The organism is Paenibacillus sp. KS-LC4 (genome assembly GCF_036894955.1).
Lineage (GTDB): Bacteria > Bacillota > Bacilli > Paenibacillales > Paenibacillaceae > Pristimantibacillus.
Genome location: NZ_CP145905.1, coordinates 3,613,739 through 3,633,658, shown reverse-complemented (window position 1 = coordinate 3,633,658; position 19,920 = coordinate 3,613,739). Strand labels below are relative to the sequence as shown.

Here is a 19,920-nt window from a genome sequence, read left to right as displayed (position 1 = left end):
TCGTCGATAACAAGAAAACGGAAACTACAAATGAATATTTCTAGCTTGATGCTTGTAAGTAACATACTTGTAATCTCTGTTGTCTATATATTAATTTGACTCGATTTTATAAAAAACAAAGTTAGTGAAGCTGCATCCACAAGCTATAGCTACAAAATATAAAACAACAATGTGATTACCCGGCGAAAGGGATACATAAGATTGATATCGCGGCGTAGACTGTAATAATGAGGCTTGATTGAAGTGAAGAGATAATTTTTTTGCATGAGGGTAAGGACGGGAATGAGCATTGCATTCGCAAGCGTCATAATTAAGCCGATGAAACATAAGTATCATAACCTTGAACAGCCGTCGTTATACGTTATTTTCACTCATGTGAGTATTATTTGTAAGGTAGATAGGCGAATGCGATAGTGGCTGAGCAGGATGAGTTGCCTGCTTAACCACTTTTCTTATGTTCAATAGGATTAAGTAGGGGAGAATTTCAAAGGCAAGCTCTTTTTTCTAAAAAATTCCTCATTTATCCTTTTGTCGAAATAAGCAGGATTTTGATTGTGCGGCGCGAATCTATGTTGTTAGACCAGCGATTCGTAATTTTTATTATACATACCGCAACTTTTTGCTTCCGGCTTAGTACAATTTAATGATAACAGGGCCGGGAAGAAGAATTCGCAGGTGGGGAGGTTCGCCTGTCATGACTGATTCCCAATTAATAAGGGAAATTAAAGATGGCAACATTGAGCTTTATTCAGAGCTAATGAGCCGTTATCAGCGCAAAATATTATCTTTTATTTTTCATATGCTCAAAAGCGCGAAGCTTGAGCTGCTTGCAGAGGATTTATGCTCGGAAACGTTTTATAAAGCCTATCGCAGCCTGCACTCGTTCCGTGAGGTGGATGCTACTTTTTCCACGTGGCTTTACACGATCGCCCGCAACACTGTGCTTAGTGAGCTTCGCAAGCAGAAAGCAGCGAATTTGTCGCTGGATGAATCGGGCATTGTGCCAGTTACGGCCCCCGATGCAGGTCCAGAGCAGCTTGTGCTTCGCAATGAACGCATGGCGATGGTTCGCGAAGCGATTAATAATTTGCCTGAAAAACAACGCTCTGCACTTATTCTTAGAGAATATGACCAGATGGACTACCAGGAAATTGCCAGCATTTTAGGGCAAACGGTCAGTTCTGTGAAATCCTTGTTATTCAGAGCCAGAGCCAGTGTAAAGGTTCAATTGGAGCCTTATTTTGGCGAAGCTCTTGGAGTGGATGAATTTGAAGGGATGAACACGCGATGAAATGCGAAGACGTTCAACACAAACTCCATATGTGCTGGGAGCTGCCGGAGGAGGATCCGCAGCGGCAGGAGATGGAGGCCCATCTGCTTGATTGCGAGTATTGCATGGAGCAGCTCCGTTTGTGGGAAGAGAGCGAGGAGCTGATTCGCTGCATTGCCGAGGATGATTCGATTGAACTGCCGCCAATGGATCATGTGACGCGCGGTGTCATGGATCGTATTTATGCAGAGGAATCTTGGCTCATGCCGGTTACCCACAAAAGCTATCAGTTTTCTGCCTCTTTTCGTCGCAATGTAGCCCTTGTTGTGGCTGGCTGCATGGCGATGTTCGTTTGTGCGCTCGTCTTTTTTGTCGTAGGCAACGAAACGAATACAAGTCCGGATCAGTTAGCCCAATTAACAGGTTTTATGGATACAGCTAATGCTTCGGGCAGCGGGCTCGTTATAAGCGCTGAATATGAAGTGCCGGTTGCAAGTATTAGCGACCCTTTTGTTCTTAAGGTTGTTCCGGCCTTTCCACAGTATTGGGTAGCGCTGTCGCTGCTTGGCATGGTTATGACGCTGCTTATGCTGAACTGGTTATCAAGAACGCGCAGCTAACGCGAAGGGCTCCTTGACAGGGGCCCTTGCTTGCGTTAACTTGCGGTAATAGAGTGCAATTAAGCTGGGGAGGCTGCGGAATGATATTAGGTCTGGTACGTCACGGCAATACGGATTGGAATAAGCTTGGAAAAATTCAAGGGCAAACCGATATTCCCTTAAATGAGCGGGGAGTTGCTCAAGCGAGAGCACTCGCAGGCCGTCTAAGCGAAGATCAGAAGCTATGGGATGCAGTTATTTCCAGTGATTTGCTGCGTGCCCGTGAGACAGCCCGAATTGTCGCGGATAAGCTGGACATTCCGCTGCTGGCACCGGATGATCGGCTGCGTGAACGTTTTTATGGCGATATTGAAGGAACGACGGAGCAGGAGCGGATAGCACGATGGGGTGAGAAGTGGCGCCAAGCTGAAGTTGGGCAGGAGTCTGATGAGACTGTGCGCCTGCGTGGGCGTTCTTTCGTAGAGGAATGGCGGCAAAGCAATCCTGAGATGCGCTTGCTCGTCGTTACGCATGGAAGCTTTCTAGCGCAGCTGCTGGATGAGCTGTGCACAGGACTAGATCGGCAGTTTCTCGATAACATGTCCTATTCCATCTTGCAGTTTAAGGAAAATGATTGGCAGTCCATCCTCTACAATTGCAGCCGGCATTTGCAGCAGCTTGATCAGATCGGCGTTTAAAATAATAGTGAAAGCTGCTTTATTATTTCCAGCAGCAGTTGAGTTCTAACGATGGCAGCGCCATTCCTCTAAGCGGAGGGATGGCGTTTTTTTTGAAAAAAGAGCATAAAAACTATTTTTTCTGAATCTGCGGTTATAAAATCTGAGTTTTTTCCCATAATGGTAATAAAAAAAGGCTGCTCTACAATCATGAGTGCAAGCAATGCTGTTCCTTAAAGCAGCAGTTAAGCGCGAAGGAGGAGAGACTATGAATTTATCGGATATGCTCGGCTGTGCAGATATCGGGCAGCTCAGCCGCATTGCCTCCGTCTATCAATGCGAGTGCAATAGCAACTCCAAAAATGAATTGATTCAGTCGATTCTCGGCGCTGTAAGCCGAAATGATGTTTTCGAGCAACAAATCAGCCGCATGGCGATTGAGGATTTACGTTTTTTAAACTCGCTGCTGTTTGAGACGAGAGATGCTTTCAGCTTGGAGGAGCTTCTAGCTCGCGCACAGCAGAGCAGGTTTAACGGCCCTGAGGCAGCAAGCGCTGTTCAAAAGGAAATAAAGGAACAGCAGCAGGCTTCTGGAGAGAAAAGCTCCACTAATCAGCAGCCGGCGAAAGCGAATACGTCTGCGCCGAAGCGTCGTTCCAAAAAAATGCCTGTTTTAAAGGAAACCAGCCCAAGGGATATCATCGTTAAATTCAAGCATCAGGGCTGGCTGTTCAATGGCTTTACCGGTGCGAATCGTTATTTGTTTCAAGTTCCGGAGGATTTGAAGCAGCGGTTCCGTGAAACGTTGAAGCGCAAATTTGCAGCACAGCTTGTGTATACGGACGAGCCTCATGTGTACCGGGATGAGCAGGAGCTGCTGCAGGCCGATATTCGCGGGCTGCTGCATTACATCCATCACAACGAGGTGACAATGGCTGCCGATGGTTCGTTATACAAGCGCTTCAGCTTGCAGCTGCTTGAATTGTTTTCAATCAAGGAGGAACTGCCGGGCAAGGGAGAGTGGCGATTCGGCTACGGCAAATATTTTCACCATTATCCGAATCGAATGTCACTGCTTTATGATTATTGCGTGCAAATGAACTATTTTGTAGAGGAGCCTCTTGGCATAAAGCTTACGCTAGGTGGGCAAGAAAGGCTGCTTACAGCACCGGCTAATGAATTGCAGCAGTTGTACAAATGCTGGCTTAAGCAGTATAAGGGGCCGATTCCGAACATTTTAGCGCTCGTCCAATGGATTGGCGGACTAGCGGATCAATGGGTAACGGTGCAATCGCTCAGCCAGGTACTTGTTCCGCTCATTAAGCCTTTCTATTATGACGATGCGGAGCGGATTTTTCAGCACAGATTGCTCGGTATGCTCGTCCATCTGGGTCTTATACGGCTAGGGGAGCATGAAAAGCACGGCACGGTCATCAAAACGACGAAGGCGGGCAAAGCGGTCATGTTGGGCATTAGCCTGGAGGAGCAAAACCGATTGTTCATGTATTGACAATGGCAGCGGCAGTTGATAGAATCACCCCACGCTAATGATAAGGAATGGATGTCTAGCAGCTCTATGCTGAACGTCCATTGCAAATGAGAGGGGAATTTACGAGATGCTGCTGCCTTATTTGGGAGTAAGACCAACGATTCATTCCAGTGTTTATATCGGAGAAGGAGCGAAGCTGATTGGAGATGTAACCATTGGCTGCAATAGCACCGTATGGTTTAATGCTGTGCTTCGCGGAGATTTGGCAAAGATACATATTGGAGAAAGCTGCAATATACAGGATGGAGTTGTCGGGCATGTGAATTTGAACCAACCGCTCATATTGGAAGATGAAGTTTCCATCGGGCACGCGGCGATTATCCATGGCTGTACGATAGGCAAAGGCACATTAATTGGAATGGGGGCAATCGTACTTAACGGCGCGCAGCTTGGTGAATATGCTTTAGTAGGAGCCGGTTCGATTGTTACGGAGAATAAGAAGATACCACCCTATACGCTTTCTCTTGGTTCACCTGCTAAAGTCGTTAGAGAGCTTACAGAGGACGATTTGCTGCGAATGAAACGAACGATGGAAAGCTACGTGAAGAAAGGCGAAGAATATAGGATCTCTTAACGCCGGTGTGGAGGTGTATCCTATGGATAAAATGAAGGTAACGTACGAAGCGATGCTGTCGCTTGCAGCAGAAATGGCTTTGGATGAAGCGGTGCGAAAATTCCGTGCGGAGCGTATATACCGCGAAATTGACCAGTCGCTTGCGGCTGGCGATGAGGATACGTTTTATCGCTTAGCTAAAGAATTGAACGAAATGAAGTGAAGGCATAACGTGGAAAGTAAGCATGAAGGGCAAAATAAGCTTCCATCAGAGGCTTCGGCGAGAAAGCTCGCGGGCTAAGGTAGAAGCTTATTTTGCTGTGCATCAAAAAGAATCGGCAGCAGAGGGGAAAACCCATTGGCAAATAGGGAATAAAACGTTAACATAGACAAAGGCTCGGTATATAAAATGGAAGCGCGCAGGCTTTCGCAAGCTGCGATAAGCCGGCTGTAGCTGCAAGCGGAAGGAGATATTGGCAATGAAGTTTAGCGATGTACAAGAAGATCAGTGGGAAGAGCTGCGGCCATATTTGGACACTTGTATGCTGCCTGTCACGGGCATGAGCGGCGAAGAGCAGCCTTATGAGGCAACTGCTGCCCTGGAGCGTCTGCGTGATGTTATGGATTTGATTGAAATGCCTTTTAAAGGGCGAGTTGTCACTTATCCAGCGCTTCATTATGTAGGTTCGCACGCGGCTGTTGATAAGATTAATGATGTATGCGCTTCACTTAGAGGCGCAGGCTTCCGATATATAATTGTAGCGACGGCATCCGGCAAGCTTGATTTGGCAGGCGTTCAAGCCGATTTGCTGCTGAGACCGGATCAGACGGGCGAACTTCCTCATGCTGCGGACGTAAAGGAGCGCGTTTCGCTTATGTGGAATCCGAAGCCGGCGACAGCCGTTTCACCTTAAAATATAGGAAGGGATATGAATTCGTTATCCCTTCTCTACATTTCACCTTCGAAACGAAAACTTTGCCGTCAAAGGAAGGCAAAGCCGTTTACGCTTGATTTGCATAATTAAACGATTTTCTGGGGAAAACAAATGCCATGCAAGGTTAAATGTGACAAATTAATTACAAATTAAAAATCAACATTTTATTAGGCAGTCAATCACCAGCCATATTCTTGACGCTCCTAAGCACCTAGGCTATTATAAGTATGTCCTAGTTCGTCATGTGTTTTGCTATGCGCTAAAACACAAGAAATGGTTGGCAAAGGGGGTAGAACAGAAGATGAGTAACCACGAACATCAAGAATCGGCGCACAAGCCGCTTCAACGCAAAGAGATGTCCAGACGGCAGTTTTTGTCGTATACGCTCGGTGGAACAACCGCTTTTATGATGGGCGGAGCCGTGCTTCCAATGGTGCGTTTTGCGGTAGACCCATTATTAGAGAAAAAAACCGAAGGCACCTTTGTTAAAGTAGTAGAAGAGAGCAAAATTACAACAGATCCGCAAGAATTTAAGTTCCAAATTCACCAAGTTGATGGATGGTACGTCAGTGATCCAGAGCTGTCTGCTTGGGTGTCCAAGGACGCAAATAACAAAATATTTGCGCTTTCACCAATCTGCAAACATCTGGGTTGTACGATTGCCTGGAATGCGAAGGGTAAAGATGAGTATGACTGCCCGTGTCACGACGCACGTTATACGAAAGACGGCAAGAACATTACCGTAGCACCAAATCCATTGGATGAATACGAAGTGAAGATTGAGAATGGATTTGTTTACTTGGGTCCAGTTAAGCCAAATTCACGGGTAGGCTAAGGAGGCGAATGATCAGATGTTTAAAAGTGTATACAATTGGATCGATGAACGTCTTGACATTACGCCGTTGTGGAGGGACGTTGCGGACCATGAGGTTCCAGAGCACGTTAACCCTGCACATCACTTCTCGGCGTTCGTCTATTGCTTTGGCGGCTTGACGTTTTTTATTACCGTCATTCAAATTTTGTCCGGCATGTTCCTGACGATGTATTATGTTCCGGACATTCTGAATGCTTATGCAAGCGTTGACTATTTGAACCATAAGGTCGCATTCGGCGGCATCGTTCGCGGTATGCATCACTTTGGTGCGAGTCTCGTTATTGTTATGATGTTTTTACATACGCTGCGCGTATTCTTCACCGGCTCTTATAAAGCGCCGCGCGAAATGAACTGGGTAGTAGGTATGCTTATTTTCTTCATTATGTTGGGCCTTGGATTCACGGGCTACCTTCTTCCATGGGATAACAAAGCTTACTTCGCAACTAAGGTCGGCGTTCAAATCGCGGAATCCGTTCCGTACATCGGACCTTACATCGGGAAGTTCCTGTATGGCGGCGACATCGTAGGTGCACAAACGCTGACTCGCTTCTTCGCGATTCACGTCTTCTTCCTGCCTGGCGCATTGCTTGCTATGCTTGCAGCTCACTTCCTGATGATTCGGAAACAAGGTATTTCGGGACCACTTTAAGCGAAGGGAGGACTTTATGATGGCACATGGTCACAAATCAGACGAGAAGGTCGTATACGTTGGCGACTCTCGGGTGAAGAAAAACAATCATCCGAATATTCCGCCGGACTATACGTCTTTTCCAGGGAAGTCAGAGGCGTTTATTCCTAACTTCCTTCTGAAAGAGTGGATGGTTGGCTGCGTCGTACTCGTCGGGTTTCTCGTATGGACGATTGCAGAGCCAGCTCCGCTTGGCTATCCGGCAGATCCGACAAATGCGGCGTTTATTCCGATGCCGGACTGGTATTTCTTGTTTTTGTATCAATTTTTGAAATATCCATATGTTTCACAGGATTATATCGTACTCGGTACGATGGGTGTTCCTGGCGTTATGTTCGGCGGTTTGCTGCTTGCTCCTTTCCTTGATACAGGCAAAGAGCGTAGATTTTATCGTCGTCCAATTGCTTCCTCGCTCATGATTTTATCATTGATCGCGACGGTGTATTTAACGGTTATATCTTGGGATCATTACCAGCATCAACTGGAAATTACCAATACAATACCTGAGCATCACGTTCGTGAAGAGAAAGCAAGAGAAGCAGCAGCTAAAGGTGAAGAGGCTCCTAGTACGACGAAGAAGCCTGAGACCGCATCCATTGCAATTGTAGAAGCGGACGATCCTGCACATAAGCTGCTTGAGCAATCCAAATGTTTAACTTGTCATGCAGCAGATATGAAGGGTAATCCACCGCAAATTCCTGCGCTTCGCGGTATAGGTGATGTGTTGTCCAAGGAAGAGATTGTTGCTACCGTTACAAACGGTAATGGCGGTATGCCTTCCTTCAAAGACAGCCTGAGCGCTGAGCAGATTGATCAAATTGCAACGTGGCTCTCCAAACAGAAAGCTGCAACTGAATAAAAAAGTAACAGCAAGAACCTGATTGCTTCATTGCAATCAGGTTCTTTTCAAACTTATTAGGCAAGTCACTGCTCGGACGGCACAACAAGGTTAGGGAAATAGGGGTTGAAAACAATGGGATTGTCATGGTTATGGAGCCGCATGCTGTGGATGAATCGCACGATCTTGTGGCTGCTGTTCATCGTTAATTTTCTAGGGACCGTTTACGGTTACATATGGTATTGGAATCAATTGGTTTATACATACGAACGGTTTCCGTCCTGGCTGCTTGTATTTGTGCCGGACAGTCCGACGGCTAGCTTGTTTTTTACGCTTACGCTGCTTTACTTGCTGTTCCCGCCGCCCGAATCGGCATCCAGATTTGTTCAGATGACTAGAATGGCAATTGAAGGACTTGCAGTCGTTACGTCGGTAAAATATGGCTTGTGGGCGGTGTCCATGATTGTGGCAACAGGAGCACAGGGTGGGGAGCTGAATTGGCAGCACGGCATGCTCGTGCTTTCTCATCTTGGCATGGCTGTAGAGGTGCTGCTGTATGCCCGTTTTATGAAAGCTGGTTTCAAGGCGGTCGTTGTCGCAACTGCTTGGCTGCTGCTTAATGACACCATTGATTATACGTTCGGCGTATTCCCTTGGCTCGCTGATGAGCTGATGGACGATTTGCCGCAAGTTCGCTTGTTTACCTACGGCTTATCCATCTTTAGCTTTGTAGTGGGCTGGCTTGCGCTCCGGGCAAGAAAACAAGTATAAAAAAGCATAACGATGGACATCCCCTCATAAGCTTTATTATGGGGGGATGTCCATGAGATTACGCATTGCAATACCCATTGTATTAAGTATCGCCATGCTGCTTGGTTCCGTTTCTGCGACTTGGGCTTATGCAGGCAAAGAGCCGCTTGGCGCCAGATATGCAGAGGCAACAGAGGCAACAGAGGCAACAGAGGGTACAGAGGCTAGGGTGCTTTTGGCTCGTTTCGAGGAAGCGGCTAATTCATTATATAAAGCTTCTTATGCAGACAACCGCCAAGCTGGCTATAAATATGTCCAGCAGCTGGAGCGCCTGCTTCCGCAGCTGGAGACAGGTATAGAAGGTCGCCCAACTGGTTGGACAAGGCTGCAGCAAAGCATAGAGGCTGTCTCGGATGAGCTTCTGAGCAAAAGGCAGCCCGCAGGGTGGCTGGCTGCCTCTGCTCGCATTCATCTAACTGCGGATGCAATGCTTAGACCAGCCAGTGGGTTATGGATGCAATATGAGCGAGTTATGCTCGAGGATGTAAGCCGGGTGAGTAAAGCATGGAAGCGCCCGTATGAAGAGCGGGCGGCTGCTGCAAGGGCGGCGATGGACAACTTAAGCGCGCATTTGGCACTCGTTGAAGGTCCCGCCTTTATGCTGCGTCCTGAAGGACGGACAGCAGAGCTGCATGAGCGGATTCGTTATACGAATGTGCTGTTATCTGCGGGGCCTAAGGATCAGGCTCAAGCGGGACGAGTCGACGAGGCGCTGACGCAGCTTGGAGCAGCCGTAAGCAGATTGTTCACGGACAAGCCGCAATCAGTTACGGATGAGCCTGCGCTTGCGCCACCCGCATCGGCTAACCCGGTAAGCTGGACGCTGCTGCTCGGAGCTATTATTATGGCGGTGCTTGCCTATAAAAGCTGGCGTAAATACAAGCAGCAGCCTTACGGCATAAAGCCGCTCCCTTGATGGGAGCGGCTTTATGCATCTATTCCTCATTGAAGCCTTCACCCAGCACATCATGGACATCATTTATGATGACGAATGCACGAGGATCTACACTGCGAACGATTGCTTTAAGGCGTCGCAGCTCCTGCCGCTGAACGACGCAATATACGATTTCCTTTTGCTGACCGGAAAAAGCGCCTTTTGCCGGCATTAGCGTCACACCGCGTTCCATCTCAATCGTAATGCGCTGCGCCATCGGGGTCCCTTTGTCAGTAATAATGGAGAAGGATTTGGCGGCATAGGCGCCATCCTGAATAAAATCAATGAGCTTGGCGGCAACAAATACCGTTACGAGCGTGTACAGCACTTTTTCGATAGGAATAAAAAAGAGCGAGCCTCCGATTATTACAATATCGAGAATGAGAATAATTTGTCCCATGCTAAGCGTTTTGCGGCGTGATACGATTCGGGCTATAATATCGACACCGCCCGTCGTCCCTCCAAAACGAAAGACGATGCCAAGCCCTGCGCCGAGCGTTACCCCCGCATATAAAGCAGCAAGTATGTAATCGGTTGAAGTGTGAAACGTTACGACCCAGCCTTTGGCAATAAGCTGCTCCATGACGCCAAGGAAAAAGGAAAGTGAAACGATGCCAGCGAGCGTATAAAGCATTTCGGTACGGCCAAGCGTCCTCCAGCCCAGTAGAAACAAAGGAATGTTGAGGACAAGCGTTGTAATGGACAGCGGCCATCCGGCTGCGTAATTGAGAAGAACCGCTATACCCGTTACACCGCCCTCCATAAGCATATTCGGTATAAGAAAATAGTGCAGCCCAAAAGCATATATCGCTGTGCCTAGCAGAATGGGCAAAATAATTTGCAATTGCTTAGTTGCTTTACGAAGCATCATTAAAAATCCCCTTTTTTAAAATATAAGCATATAAGCATAAAAAATCCATTATTTCACTTATTCGCTTCGCTGTCTACTGCTGGCGATAATCCTGTAGAGTAGGGAGCCGAAAAACGGCGATGATGATCCGATGGCGGTTTCCATTCTGTAGTATAGCGCAATTTTCATCGTTCAAAAACATTGTTTTCATCGTCTCTTTGCGTTAACATATGAATTATTGACAACAATTAGTTTTGACTTGCTTTTCGGGCTTCCATAGCTGTGGAAAAAGATAGTCTTGAAAGAAGGGAATTGCACGTATGGCTCAAAAAACGTTAGCAGATATCCAGCAAGAAGTGGATGATTATATTTCTCAATTTAAAGAAGGCTACTTTAGTCCACTGGCACTGATGGCAAGAATGAGTGAGGAAGTCGGCGAGCTTGCGCGTGAAGTGAACCATTCCTACGGCGAGAAACGCAAAAAGGCGGATGAAGCTGACAACTCCATTGAAATGGAGCTTGGCGATATTTTATTTCTTTTATCCTGCTTTGCCAATTCGCTCGATATTGATTTAACGGAAGCACACAATAAAGTCATGGATAAATTCAATACACGTGATAAAAACCGCTGGACTTTAAAAAACGCTGAACAGTAATACCGCTCCTCACATATGCTGTACCATCAACCTGTGTACAAGGAGGATGGGCGGTAATGAATGGGGATGCTTGTATCAAAAAGGCGTATGCTTTCATTTTGAACAGCGATTTTGAACAGGCTATTGTCTGGTTTGAGCAAGCGATTGCCGCAGAGCCTGACAATGCCAGTTATTATCATAAGTGCGCTATTTCATGCGCGCGAAGCGGGAAATGGTCGAAGGCTTATGAGCATGCCCATAGGGCGCTTGAGCTTGCGGAGGATGAACCGGAATATATTTATCATTTTCAGACGATTAAAGCAAGGCTGCAGCTTTCGAATGCGCAGCAGTTGCTGACACAACAACCGCCGGCATTGGAAGAGGCTCTGTTGATGCTGAAGCAGGCAGTAGAGCTTGATCCGCTGTGCTTTGACGCTTTTTATTGGATCGCAATGACGTATGCTGAGCTTGGGCAACTGGATGAAGCTGCTGAGCATGCGCGCGAAGCGATTCGGCTTGACCCGGGGCATTCAGCCGCCAGGAGGCTATTTGCTGATGTGAGCCGTCGGCGGCGCTTGATGCGCTACCGGATTAACGGACAACATAGACGAAGGAACAGGTGATGGATAAGTGGATACAATTAAAGTAGCAGTTATCGGAGCAGGCGGTCTTATGGGCCGTGAAGTGGTAAAAATGGTGCTGGAGGATGAGGCGCTGGAGCTCGTATCCGCCGTCGCGCCTTCAGCAGGCGCTGTAGATGCAGGAAGCTTTGCGAATAAGCCTAATACGGGAATTATCGCTTGCAAGACGATTGAAGAGGCGCTTAGCAGCGCAAAGGCCGATGTTATGGTAGATTTTACGGCTCCGCATGCTGCCTATGAACATACAAAAACAGCCATTGAATTCGGCGTTCGTCCTATAATGGGAACGACGGGTTTTACGCCTGAGCAAATTGAAGAGCTTAACCAGCGTTGTATCGAGAAGCAGCTTGGCGGGCTCATTGCGCCTAACTTTTCAATTGGCGCTATTCTGATGATGAAGTTTGCAGCACAGGCATCCAAATATTTGCCGCATGTTGAAATTATCGAATATCATGGCGATCACAAGCTTGATGCCCCTTCTGGCACCTCGATCAAGACGGCAGAGCTCATTGCAGAGGCTCGCCAAGAGCTGCGCCAAGGCAATCCTAACGAGAAGGAAACGATCGAAGGAGCAAGAGGCGGCTACTATAATGGCTTCCGTATACATAGTGTGAGACTGCCTGGCGTATTTGCGCAGCAGGAAGTTGTATTTGGCGGTTATGGCCAATCGCTCAAAATTCGCCATGACTCCTATGACCGTGCGGGCTATATGCCGGGCGTTAATGTCGCAATCAAGAAAGTGATGGGTTACAGTGGATTAATATACGGTTTCGAGCATTTGATGGATTAGTAGAAGGATTGAATTAGACAGTGGAAGAGGGGCCTCACCTATGAAAATAGCATTCATCGCGCACGACCGAAAGAAAGAAGAGATCGTCAACTTTGTTATTGCTTACGAGAAGGTTTTTGTAGGGCATGAGCTCTATTCAACAGGTACGACCGGCACGAGAATTATGGAGCAGACGGATTTGAGCATCCACCGCTTCATGTCGGGCCCGCTTGGCGGCGACCAGCAAATCGGCGCCCTTGTTGCTCAAAACGAAATGGATCTGATTATATTCCTGCGTGACCCGCTTATGGCGCAGCCGCATGAGCCAGATATTATTGCACTGCTTCGTCTTTGCGATGTGCAGGGCATTCCGGTTGCGACAAACGTAGCGACAGCCGAATTGCTGGTCAAGGCGCTGGAACGCGGAGATTTTGCCTGGAGAGAGCTTGTTCATAAGTACAAGCCTGAATTGCCGCTATGAGTGAGCCGTTAGATATTCTCGTATTTGGCGCACATGCAGATGATGCTGAGATTGGAATGGGCGGTACCATTGCCAAACATACGATGGCAGGCATGCTGGTTGGTATTTGTGATTTAACGGAAGCGGAAATGTCTTCGAACGGCACCGTAGAGCAGCGAAGGCGAGAGGCCGATAACGCCGCTGCGGTGCTTGGTCTTTATTCACGGACCAATTTGCAGCTGCCGGATCGCGGACTTGAGCTTACCCGCAGCAACATCGACAGCATTGTGGCTGAAATCCGCCGCAGCCGCCCGCGCATCGTATTTGCGCCGTATTGGGTTGATCGGCATCCTGATCATATTGCATGCAGCAAGCTGGTCGAGGAGGCTGTATTTAATGCCAAGCTGCGAAAATATATGCCGGAACTGCCGCCTGTTCAGGTGCAGCAGCTCATATATTATTACATAAATGACATGGAGCAGGTTTCACTCGTTGTAGACATCAGTGAGCAATACGAAACGAAGCGCCAATCGCTGCTTGCTTATCGCTCGCAGTTTGAGGCCATTTCCGGGGAGGAAGACCGCGTGTCGACGCCGCTCACCGACCGCTATGTGGAACGGGTGGAAGCGAGAGATATGCTGCTTGGTCAAGCACGCTCCTGGAAATATGCGGAAGGCTTTGCTTTGAAACGGCCCCATGAAGTGAAGATGTTTTAGAAGGTCAGGCAACAAATTTGACAAGATATACAAACCATTAGGAATAGAATGGATTATAAAAGCTAGAGACGGCAGGAGTGAGCAGGACATGGCACGTAAGTTGAAAATTGGGATAACCTGTTATCCTACGCTTGGCGGCTCTGGTGTCGTTGCGACTGAGCTCGGCAAGCTGCTTGCAGAGCGAGGACATGAAATTCATTTTATAACGCACAGCATTCCGTTCCGGCTAGGCCATTTTAATAAAAACATTTTTTTTCATGAAGTTGAAGTCAATGATTATTATGTGTTTCGTTTTCCGCCTTACGATTTATCACTGGCAAGCAAGATGGCACAGGTTGCCAAGATGGAGAAGCTGGATTTGCTTCATGTGCATTATGCGGTTCCGCACGCCGTCTGTGCTCATCTTGCCAAGCAGATGATTGGCGAGGAGCTCAAGACGGTTACAACGCTGCATGGAACAGATATTACAGTGCTCGCGCAGGATGAGTCGCTTAAGGACTTGATCAGACTTGCCATTAATAAAAGTGATGCTGTAACGGCGGTTTCCCAAGATTTGATTCAGGAGACAAGAAAGCTGCTTGATATTACGAAGCCGATTGATCTCACCTATAATTTTGTTGACAAGCGCATTTATTATCCGCGGGACGTCGCCTCGCTGCGACTGGATTACGCCAGCCCGAATGAAAAAATATTAATGCATATTTCCAATTTCCGTCCTGTAAAGCGGGTATCAGATGTCATTGAAATTTTCCAGCAGGTTGCTAAGACGGTACCTTCGAAGCTGCTATTAGTCGGAGAAGGACCAGAGCTATCAAAAATTCAGTGCAAAATCCGTGAAATGGGACTGGAGGATCGCGTCGTGTTTCTGGGCAAGCAGGAGGATGTGGCGCAAGTGATATCGCTCGCTGATGTGCTGCTGCTCCCGTCAGAGAAGGAGAGCTTCGGTCTGGTAGCGCTGGAGGCCATGGCTTGCGGCGTACCGACAATTGGCTCGACAGCAGGCGGTATCCCTGAGCTGGTGACGCATGGTGAAACGGGCTTCCTTAGCCCGATTGGCGATGTGGACAGCATGGCGGCCAATGCCATTCGTTTGCTAACAGATGAAGAGCTGCATGCGAAGTTTAAAGAAGCATGCATCTACCGCTCCTGTCATGCTTTCTGCAATGATCGCATTACGGCTGAATATGAAGAAATTTATTATCGCGTGCTAGGCCTAGAAGCTGAGCTTCCTGCCTCTGCGGTCGTTTGCGAATAAGTGGATAGAGGGTGAGAAGATGGAGCGCTGCACCTCGATTCCAAATGCGATGCGAGAGGCGCTGCCCATTCTCGCAACCTTGAACGAGCACGGCTATGAAGCTGTGTTCGTTGGAGGCTGCGTGAGGGATACCGTAATGGGCCTCGCGCTTAAAGATGTAGATATTGCGACGTCGGCGACACCAGAGCAGGTAGTTGCCTTATTTGCGTATTGTATTCCAACCGGCCTACAGCATGGGACGGTGACAGTGATGCAGGATGGAACCGGTTATGAGGTGACGACGTATCGCAAGGAATCGGTATATGAGAAGCATCGCAGGCCGGAAAGCGTGGCTTTTATTTCGGAGCTGAAGGAAGATTTGCTGCGGCGGGATTTAACGATTAATGCGATGGCGATGCGCGTAAACGGCGATTATTTCGATCCTTATGGCGGCATGGGCGACATTGAGCTCAAGCAGGTGCGCTGTGTAGGCGACGCGGAAGCAAGGTTTCAAGAGGATGCGCTTCGTATGCTGCGTGCCCTTCGCTTCGCTTCGCAGTTTCGCTTTCGGATCGTGTATCGCACTTGGCGGGCGCTGATTAAGCATCGCGAGCTGCTGCGCTACGTAGCGATGGAGCGTGTGCAGGCTGAGCTCGATAAAATGATTGGCGGCCCCGCTCCTCATTATGCTGCAGCGCTGCTCGCTGGCAGCGGGCTGCTTGCTTACACGCTTGAGCCTTTGCCGGGAGCTCGCGCCTTGCTAGCTGAGGCTGCGAAGATGGAGCGTGTGCAGCTGGATTATTTGACCACGCTTAGAGGTACGGACATTCGTTATGCCGCATTGATGACGCGGCCAGGCGTAACACAAGCGGAGGCCAAGGCGACGCTGCAGGCACTGCGCATGTCAGGAAGCCGCAGCAGCGTTATAATGGCGATTGTAACGCTTCATCATGAGCTGCTCGCAGACCGAGGACTGACCGGAGAGAAGCTTCGGACAAGCTGGATTGAAGCCGTGCTGCGCTATGGGCGAGATGCAGCCGAAAGCTGGCTGCATATTGCGGAAGCCAATGGGCAAGAGCACCCTTTTTCCGCTGATGTACCGAGTATGAAGCATTGGTTGTCGGAGCTGGAAATTACCTCGCTCAAGGAGCTGGCGATAAACGGTAATCAGCTTGCAGCCTACTTGGATCGCAAACCGGGCGTCTGGATGGGCGAGACGCTGAAACGGCTGCTGCTGTTAGTTGCGCTTGGCGAGCTCTCTAATTCGCAGGAACAGCTGCAGAATCAAGTTGACAGATGGAAGGAAGAGACGGATGAGCCATGAAAACTTGCTGCGTTTGTTTGCGGATCGTGAAGGCGAATATGTATCAGGCGAACATATTAGCCGTGAGCTGAATGTAAGCCGTACAGCAGTGTGGAAGCAAATACGCAAGCTGGAGTCCCAAGGATATGAATTTGAAGCTTCACGCAGGCTCGGCTATCGTCTGCTTTCGATGCCGGACAAGCTCAATATGGCAGCTTTGCTAACCAGTCTTAAAACCAGAAGCTTCGGCCAAAAGCTGCAGGTGCTGGAATCGGTTGAATCGACGCAAAATATTGCACAAATGCTCGCAGAAGATGGTGCAGAAGAAGGTACGCTCGTTGTTGCTGAGCAGCAGCTAAGCGGGCGTGGCCGAATGGGGCGTGGCTGGATCTCGCCTCTGGGCAAAGGGATATGGATGAGTATGGTCATGCGCCCGACGGTGCCGATTTATTTTGCCCCGCAGCTTACCCTGCTTACGGCAGTCGCGTTATGCCGCAGCCTAAAGCGGCTGACGAAGCTTGACATTGGCATCAAATGGCCAAACGATCTGCTCATTCATGGAAAAAAAATTAGCGGCATATTACTGGAATCCGCCGCAGAGGATGAACGGCTGCGCTATGTCATCGCTGGAATTGGCATCAGCGTGAATTTGCAGCAGGCCGATTATCCCGAGGAGCTTTTGGAGAAAGCGACCTCCCTGCGTTTGGCAAGCGGCGAGAAGCAGGTGCGTGAAGCGATAATCGCCGATTTTTTGCTGGAGTGGGAGCAGCTTTATGAGCTGTATCAAAGCGAGGGCTTTGCCCCGATTGTGACGCTATGGGAATCGCTTTCGATATCGCTTCATAAGCCAGCAACGCTCATAACCCCGCAAGGCGTCGTTGAAGGCACGCCGAGGGGGCTTGATGCCAGCGGAGCGCTTATTGTGGAAAAGCCGGACGGCAGCCGGTCGCTTATTTTTTCAGCAGAAATGGGCGAGCCCCGGAGCAAGTAATATTTACGAATCAACATATTTTTGCTAGTATGGGGTTAACAGGCGGTATCTGAAAAGAGCTGCACTGTGCTATACCTCATGCCAGCATCGGTATGGATTTGCAAGAAGGAATGGAATGTAGTAAAGGTAGTCTGCTCTGAGCCGAAAGGACCGAGACAGAAGGAAGCAGCAAAGTGATATACGTTTCCTTTCTCGAAATATAACTATTTATAAGTTTCACACCTATAAATAGGCTTATATTTCTCGGGCTGAAATGCGCCGTGCCGCCAAAGGACGGGAACAGCCGTTTCACCTTGTTTTGGGACCTTTTTAGCGACGGCTAAAAGGTTTTTTTGTGTTTATCCTAAAACAGAAGTGAAGAAGGGATGAGGCCAAGATGAGGAAACGTTTAACGATAACGAACTTGCAGCAAATGAAAGTGGAGAGCAATAAGCTTACGGTCATGACCGCTTATGATTACCCTTCAGCTATGCTTTCGGAGGAGGCGGGCGTCGATATTATTCTTGTAGGGGATTCGCTCGGCAATGTGGTGCTCGGTTATGAGACGACGCTTCCGGTCACGTTAGACGATATGATCTATCATACGAAGGCGGTAGCACGCGGAGCGCGCAATACGTTTATTGTGACAGATATGCCATTTATGACTTACGGCATCGGGCGTGAAGCTACGCTGCGCAATGCAGCTAGAATGATGCAGGAGGGCGGCGGCCAGTCGCTTAAGCTTGAGGGCGGAGAAGAAATTGCAGACGAGGTCGCAGCGCTTGTTAAAGCGGGTATACCTGTGATGGGGCATATTGGGCTGAAGCCGCAGTCGATTCATACGCATGGCGGCTTTAAGGTGCAAGGAAAACAGGAGGCGGAGGCAGAGCAACTGCTGCGGGATGCCAAGGCGCTTGAACAGGCGGGTGCTTACGCTATTGTATTGGAGTTGGTCACGGAGACGATAGCGGACCGTATTAGCCGCGAGCTGTCCATTCCGACGATTGGAATCGGGGCTGGCCGTGGCTGTGATGGACAGGTGCTGGTGTATCACGACATCCTGCAATATTCATCACCCGTCATTAAGAAAAAAATGGTGAAGGTTTACGCCGATATCGGCTCGACGATACGCGATGCTATCGGCGCTTTTGTAGGTGAAGTCAAATCCGGTGCGTTTCCAGCGGAGGAGCATGTTTTCGGCAAAAGGTCTGAGAACGCTGTAGACAGCCTCTATGGCGGATCAGCGACCCGTGAGCATGCAAGTGATGATCAAAGTGCGGGTGGAATGAAGCAAGCTGTAGAGGAGGCTGAGCGGCGTGATTTTGTGCCGAACCATAGATGAGCTAAAAGAGCAGCAAAAGAAAATGTGGAACGGAGGCAGCAAGCCAAGTATCGGTTTTGTGCCGACGATGGGTTATTTGCATGAAGGACATGCCAGTTTAATGAGGCAGTCAGCAGCGGAAAATGATATCACCGTGCTTTCAATTTTCGTCAATCCGCTGCAATTTGGGCCAAACGAGGATTTTGAAACGTACCCGCGCAATGAGCAGCGCGATCTTTCCATTGCTGCTGAAAATGGTGTCGATCTGGTATTTATGCCAGCCGTCAGCGAAATGTATCCGCGCAAGGTGCTGACGAAGGTGCTCGTCAGCGAGGTGACAGACCGCTTGTGCGGTGCATCGCGCCCGGGACATTTTGACGGCGTTGGGACGGTTGTCAGCAAGCTGTTTCATCTGGTGCAGCCACAACGGGCATACTTTGGCATGAAGGATGCTCAGCAGGTCGCGGTCATTGCCCAAATGACCGATGACTTAAATTTTCCGATAACGATCGTGCCCTGCCCGATTGTAAGGGAGCCGGATGGCCTTGCGCTCAGCTCGCGCAATGTGTATTTGAATTCGGAGCAGCGGGCACAGGCTGCTGTCCTTTCTTCATCGCTTGCAAAAGCGCGGGAATGGATGAAGGACGCCTCGATAACGCCAGCAGCGCTTGTGAATAAAGTTCGTGCTGCAATTAACGAAGCGCCGCTTGCAAATATTGATTATGTCGAAGTGCTGGAATACCCAGCGCTTGCTGCACCTGCTGCTGACGTTCCTTTTCAAAGCGCCCAACAGCGTTATATTTTGGCTTTAGCCGTAAAATTCGGGACGACCCGTTTAATTGATAATGAGCTGTTTGAACCTTTGGAGGTGAATGGCAATGTTTAGAACAATGATGAAATCAAAGCTGCACCGCGCGACGGTAACGGAGGCAAACCTCAATTACGTCGGGAGCATTACCATTGACGAGAATTTAATGGATGCGGCTGATGTTTGGGCCAATGAAAAGGTACAAATCGTTAACAATAACAATGGTGCCCGACTTGAAACGTACGTTATAAAAGGGGAACGAGGCTCTGGTGTTATTTGCCTGAATGGCGCAGCCGCCCGCCTCGTACAGCCAGGCGATACGGTCATTATCATTTCATATGCTTCGATGACGGAGGAAGAGGCTAGAAATTACAAGCCGCGAGTCGTTATTTTGGATGAGGCGAACCGGCCAGTTTCGCAATTGACAGAAGAAATACATGCGACGATTTTGTAAACAGGCAGTTGTCAATTCCTCCGTTATGTAAA

Annotated in this window: 24 protein-coding genes; 23 read left to right on the top strand and 1 reads right to left on the bottom strand. The window is 48.7% G+C overall.

What is annotated here, in order from left to right; translation table 11 throughout:
• The first annotated feature begins 694 nt into the window (after positions 1 to 694).
• The 12 genes from V5J77_RS15315 to V5J77_RS15260 all read left to right on the top strand — a co-directional run bounded on the left by V5J77_RS15315 (position 695) and on the right by V5J77_RS15260 (position 9,709).
• Positions 695 to 1,291, top strand: coding sequence for a sigma-70 family RNA polymerase sigma factor (locus V5J77_RS15315; RefSeq protein WP_338551704.1), 597 nt, complete (start codon positions 695 to 697; stop codon positions 1,289 to 1,291).
• Positions 1,288 to 1,890: a hypothetical protein gene (locus tag V5J77_RS15310; RefSeq protein ID WP_338551703.1), complete on the top strand. Its 603-nt coding sequence runs from the start codon at positions 1,288 to 1,290 to the stop codon at positions 1,888 to 1,890. The genes V5J77_RS15315 and V5J77_RS15310 overlap by 4 nt, the downstream gene beginning before the upstream one ends.
• An 80-nt stretch (positions 1,891 to 1,970) precedes the next feature.
• Positions 1,971 to 2,567: a histidine phosphatase family protein gene (locus V5J77_RS15305; protein ID WP_338551702.1), complete on the top strand. Its 597-nt coding sequence runs from the start codon at positions 1,971 to 1,973 to the stop codon at positions 2,565 to 2,567.
• A 247-nt stretch (positions 2,568 to 2,814) separates the two neighbouring features.
• The gene (locus V5J77_RS15300; RefSeq protein WP_338551701.1) at positions 2,815 to 4,056 is read left to right on the top strand and encodes a hypothetical protein; all 1,242 of its coding nucleotides are present in this window, start codon (positions 2,815 to 2,817) and stop codon (positions 4,054 to 4,056) included.
• Positions 4,057 to 4,162: 106 nt separating this feature from the next.
• Positions 4,163 to 4,669: a gamma carbonic anhydrase family protein gene (locus V5J77_RS15295; protein WP_338551700.1), complete on the top strand. Its 507-nt coding sequence runs from the start codon at positions 4,163 to 4,165 to the stop codon at positions 4,667 to 4,669.
• 22 nt (positions 4,670 to 4,691) lie between these two features.
• On the top strand, positions 4,692 to 4,871 hold the full coding sequence (locus tag V5J77_RS15290; RefSeq protein WP_056028751.1) for an IDEAL domain-containing protein: 180 nt from the start codon (positions 4,692 to 4,694) through the stop codon (positions 4,869 to 4,871).
• Positions 4,872 to 5,127: 256 nt separating this feature from the next.
• Positions 5,128 to 5,562, top strand: a complete 435-nt coding sequence (locus V5J77_RS15285; RefSeq protein WP_338551699.1) for a DUF2487 family protein — start codon at positions 5,128 to 5,130, stop codon at positions 5,560 to 5,562.
• 322 nt (positions 5,563 to 5,884) lie between these two features.
• On the top strand, positions 5,885 to 6,418 hold the full coding sequence (locus V5J77_RS15280; protein ID WP_046232066.1) for a ubiquinol-cytochrome c reductase iron-sulfur subunit: 534 nt from the start codon (positions 5,885 to 5,887) through the stop codon (positions 6,416 to 6,418).
• A gap of 16 nt (positions 6,419 to 6,434) precedes the next feature.
• Positions 6,435 to 7,106, top strand: coding sequence for a cytochrome b6 (locus tag V5J77_RS15275; protein ID WP_338551698.1), 672 nt, complete (start codon positions 6,435 to 6,437; stop codon positions 7,104 to 7,106).
• A gap of 19 nt (positions 7,107 to 7,125) precedes the next feature.
• On the top strand, positions 7,126 to 8,004 hold the full coding sequence (locus V5J77_RS15270) for a c-type cytochrome (protein ID WP_338556840.1): 879 nt from the start codon (positions 7,126 to 7,128) through the stop codon (positions 8,002 to 8,004).
• 114 nt (positions 8,005 to 8,118) lie between these two features.
• Positions 8,119 to 8,754, top strand: a complete 636-nt coding sequence (locus V5J77_RS15265; RefSeq protein ID WP_338551697.1) for a DUF1405 domain-containing protein — start codon at positions 8,119 to 8,121, stop codon at positions 8,752 to 8,754.
• Between the two features lie 52 nt (positions 8,755 to 8,806).
• The gene (locus V5J77_RS15260) at positions 8,807 to 9,709 is read left to right on the top strand and encodes a sporulation protein YpjB (RefSeq protein ID WP_338551696.1); all 903 of its coding nucleotides are present in this window, start codon (positions 8,807 to 8,809) and stop codon (positions 9,707 to 9,709) included.
• Between the two features lie 19 nt (positions 9,710 to 9,728).
• Here V5J77_RS15260 and V5J77_RS15255 read toward each other — a convergent pair whose 3' ends face one another.
• Positions 9,729 to 10,598: a YitT family protein gene (locus V5J77_RS15255; protein WP_338551695.1), complete on the bottom strand. Its 870-nt coding sequence runs from the start codon at positions 10,596 to 10,598 to the stop codon at positions 9,729 to 9,731.
• A 299-nt stretch (positions 10,599 to 10,897) separates the two neighbouring features.
• On the opposite strand from V5J77_RS15255, the gene V5J77_RS15250 reads away from it, so the two are divergent.
• The 11 genes from V5J77_RS15250 (at position 10,898) to panD (ending at position 19,888) form a co-directional block, all read left to right on the top strand.
• Positions 10,898 to 11,233 carry a nucleotide pyrophosphohydrolase gene (locus V5J77_RS15250; protein ID WP_338551694.1) on the top strand — a complete coding sequence of 112 codons (336 nt, stop codon included), beginning with the start codon at positions 10,898 to 10,900 and terminating at the stop codon, positions 11,231 to 11,233.
• Positions 11,234 to 11,289: 56 nt separating this feature from the next.
• Positions 11,290 to 11,835, top strand: coding sequence for a tetratricopeptide repeat protein (locus V5J77_RS15245; protein WP_338551693.1), 546 nt, complete (start codon positions 11,290 to 11,292; stop codon positions 11,833 to 11,835).
• A 49-nt stretch (positions 11,836 to 11,884) separates the two neighbouring features.
• Complete coding sequence (dapB, locus tag V5J77_RS15240) at positions 11,885 to 12,643, top strand: 4-hydroxy-tetrahydrodipicolinate reductase (protein ID WP_338556838.1); 759 nt, start codon at positions 11,885 to 11,887, stop codon at positions 12,641 to 12,643.
• 40 nt (positions 12,644 to 12,683) lie between these two features.
• A complete protein-coding gene (gene mgsA / locus V5J77_RS15235; RefSeq protein ID WP_338551692.1) occupies positions 12,684 to 13,103 on the top strand; it encodes a methylglyoxal synthase in 420 nt (139 codons plus the stop codon).
• The gene (bshB1, locus tag V5J77_RS15230; protein ID WP_338551691.1) at positions 13,100 to 13,798 is read left to right on the top strand and encodes a bacillithiol biosynthesis deacetylase BshB1; all 699 of its coding nucleotides are present in this window, start codon (positions 13,100 to 13,102) and stop codon (positions 13,796 to 13,798) included. Before mgsA ends, bshB1 begins: the two co-directional genes overlap by 4 nt.
• A gap of 88 nt (positions 13,799 to 13,886) precedes the next feature.
• Entirely contained in the window at positions 13,887 to 15,053 is a 1,167-nt protein-coding gene (gene bshA / locus V5J77_RS15225; RefSeq protein WP_338551690.1) for an N-acetyl-alpha-D-glucosaminyl L-malate synthase BshA, read from the top strand.
• A 19-nt stretch (positions 15,054 to 15,072) separates the two neighbouring features.
• On the top strand, positions 15,073 to 16,356 hold the full coding sequence (locus tag V5J77_RS15220) for a CCA tRNA nucleotidyltransferase (RefSeq protein WP_338551689.1): 1,284 nt from the start codon (positions 15,073 to 15,075) through the stop codon (positions 16,354 to 16,356).
• On the top strand, positions 16,346 to 17,326 hold the full coding sequence (locus V5J77_RS15215; protein ID WP_338551688.1) for a biotin--[acetyl-CoA-carboxylase] ligase: 981 nt from the start codon (positions 16,346 to 16,348) through the stop codon (positions 17,324 to 17,326). Before V5J77_RS15220 ends, V5J77_RS15215 begins: the two co-directional genes overlap by 11 nt.
• A gap of 376 nt (positions 17,327 to 17,702) precedes the next feature.
• Positions 17,703 to 18,647 carry a 3-methyl-2-oxobutanoate hydroxymethyltransferase gene (gene panB, locus V5J77_RS15210; RefSeq protein ID WP_338551687.1) on the top strand — a complete coding sequence of 315 codons (945 nt, stop codon included), beginning with the start codon at positions 17,703 to 17,705 and terminating at the stop codon, positions 18,645 to 18,647.
• The gene (gene panC, locus V5J77_RS15205; protein WP_338551686.1) at positions 18,622 to 19,512 is read left to right on the top strand and encodes a pantoate--beta-alanine ligase; all 891 of its coding nucleotides are present in this window, start codon (positions 18,622 to 18,624) and stop codon (positions 19,510 to 19,512) included. The genes panB and panC overlap by 26 nt, the downstream gene beginning before the upstream one ends.
• A complete protein-coding gene (gene panD, locus V5J77_RS15200) occupies positions 19,505 to 19,888 on the top strand; it encodes an aspartate 1-decarboxylase (protein ID WP_338551685.1) in 384 nt (127 codons plus the stop codon). The genes panC and panD overlap by 8 nt, the downstream gene beginning before the upstream one ends.
• Positions 19,889 to 19,920: the final 32 nt, after the last annotated feature.

Excerpts from the sequence above, each read along its gene's own strand:
- V5J77_RS15295 (WP_338551700.1), top strand. The coding sequence starts at position 4,163 with ATGCTGCTGCCTTATTTGGGAGTAAGACCAACGATTCATTCCAGTGTT.
- panB (WP_338551687.1), top strand. The coding sequence starts at position 17,703 with ATGAGGAAACGTTTAACGATAACGAACTTGCAGCAAATGAAAGTGGAG.
- bshA (WP_338551690.1), top strand. The coding sequence starts at position 13,887 with ATGGCACGTAAGTTGAAAATTGGGATAACCTGTTATCCTACGCTTGGC.
- V5J77_RS15215 (WP_338551688.1), top strand. The coding sequence starts at position 16,346 with ATGAGCCATGAAAACTTGCTGCGTTTGTTTGCGGATCGTGAAGGCGAA.
- panD (WP_338551685.1), top strand. The coding sequence starts at position 19,505 with ATGTTTAGAACAATGATGAAATCAAAGCTGCACCGCGCGACGGTAACG.
- mgsA (WP_338551692.1), top strand. The coding sequence starts at position 12,684 with ATGAAAATAGCATTCATCGCGCACGACCGAAAGAAAGAAGAGATCGTC.
- V5J77_RS15310 (WP_338551703.1), top strand. The coding sequence starts at position 1,288 with ATGAAATGCGAAGACGTTCAACACAAACTCCATATGTGCTGGGAGCTG.
- V5J77_RS15300 (WP_338551701.1), top strand. The coding sequence starts at position 2,815 with ATGAATTTATCGGATATGCTCGGCTGTGCAGATATCGGGCAGCTCAGC.
- V5J77_RS15275 (WP_338551698.1), top strand. The coding sequence starts at position 6,435 with ATGTTTAAAAGTGTATACAATTGGATCGATGAACGTCTTGACATTACG.
- V5J77_RS15255 (WP_338551695.1), bottom strand. The coding sequence starts at position 10,598 with ATGATGCTTCGTAAAGCAACTAAGCAATTGCAAATTATTTTGCCCATT.
- bshB1 (WP_338551691.1), top strand. The coding sequence starts at position 13,100 with ATGAGTGAGCCGTTAGATATTCTCGTATTTGGCGCACATGCAGATGAT.
- V5J77_RS15245 (WP_338551693.1), top strand. The coding sequence starts at position 11,290 with ATGAATGGGGATGCTTGTATCAAAAAGGCGTATGCTTTCATTTTGAAC.
- V5J77_RS15270 (WP_338556840.1), top strand. The coding sequence starts at position 7,126 with ATGGCACATGGTCACAAATCAGACGAGAAGGTCGTATACGTTGGCGAC.
- V5J77_RS15285 (WP_338551699.1), top strand. The coding sequence starts at position 5,128 with ATGAAGTTTAGCGATGTACAAGAAGATCAGTGGGAAGAGCTGCGGCCA.
- dapB (WP_338556838.1), top strand. The coding sequence starts at position 11,885 with ATGGGCCGTGAAGTGGTAAAAATGGTGCTGGAGGATGAGGCGCTGGAG.
- V5J77_RS15250 (WP_338551694.1), top strand. The coding sequence starts at position 10,898 with ATGGCTCAAAAAACGTTAGCAGATATCCAGCAAGAAGTGGATGATTAT.
- V5J77_RS15290 (WP_056028751.1), top strand. The coding sequence starts at position 4,692 with ATGGATAAAATGAAGGTAACGTACGAAGCGATGCTGTCGCTTGCAGCA.
- V5J77_RS15260 (WP_338551696.1), top strand. The coding sequence starts at position 8,807 with ATGAGATTACGCATTGCAATACCCATTGTATTAAGTATCGCCATGCTG.
- V5J77_RS15315 (WP_338551704.1), top strand. The coding sequence starts at position 695 with ATGACTGATTCCCAATTAATAAGGGAAATTAAAGATGGCAACATTGAG.
- V5J77_RS15265 (WP_338551697.1), top strand. The coding sequence starts at position 8,119 with ATGGGATTGTCATGGTTATGGAGCCGCATGCTGTGGATGAATCGCACG.
- V5J77_RS15305 (WP_338551702.1), top strand. The coding sequence starts at position 1,971 with ATGATATTAGGTCTGGTACGTCACGGCAATACGGATTGGAATAAGCTT.
- V5J77_RS15280 (WP_046232066.1), top strand. The coding sequence starts at position 5,885 with ATGAGTAACCACGAACATCAAGAATCGGCGCACAAGCCGCTTCAACGC.
- V5J77_RS15220 (WP_338551689.1), top strand. The coding sequence starts at position 15,073 with ATGGAGCGCTGCACCTCGATTCCAAATGCGATGCGAGAGGCGCTGCCC.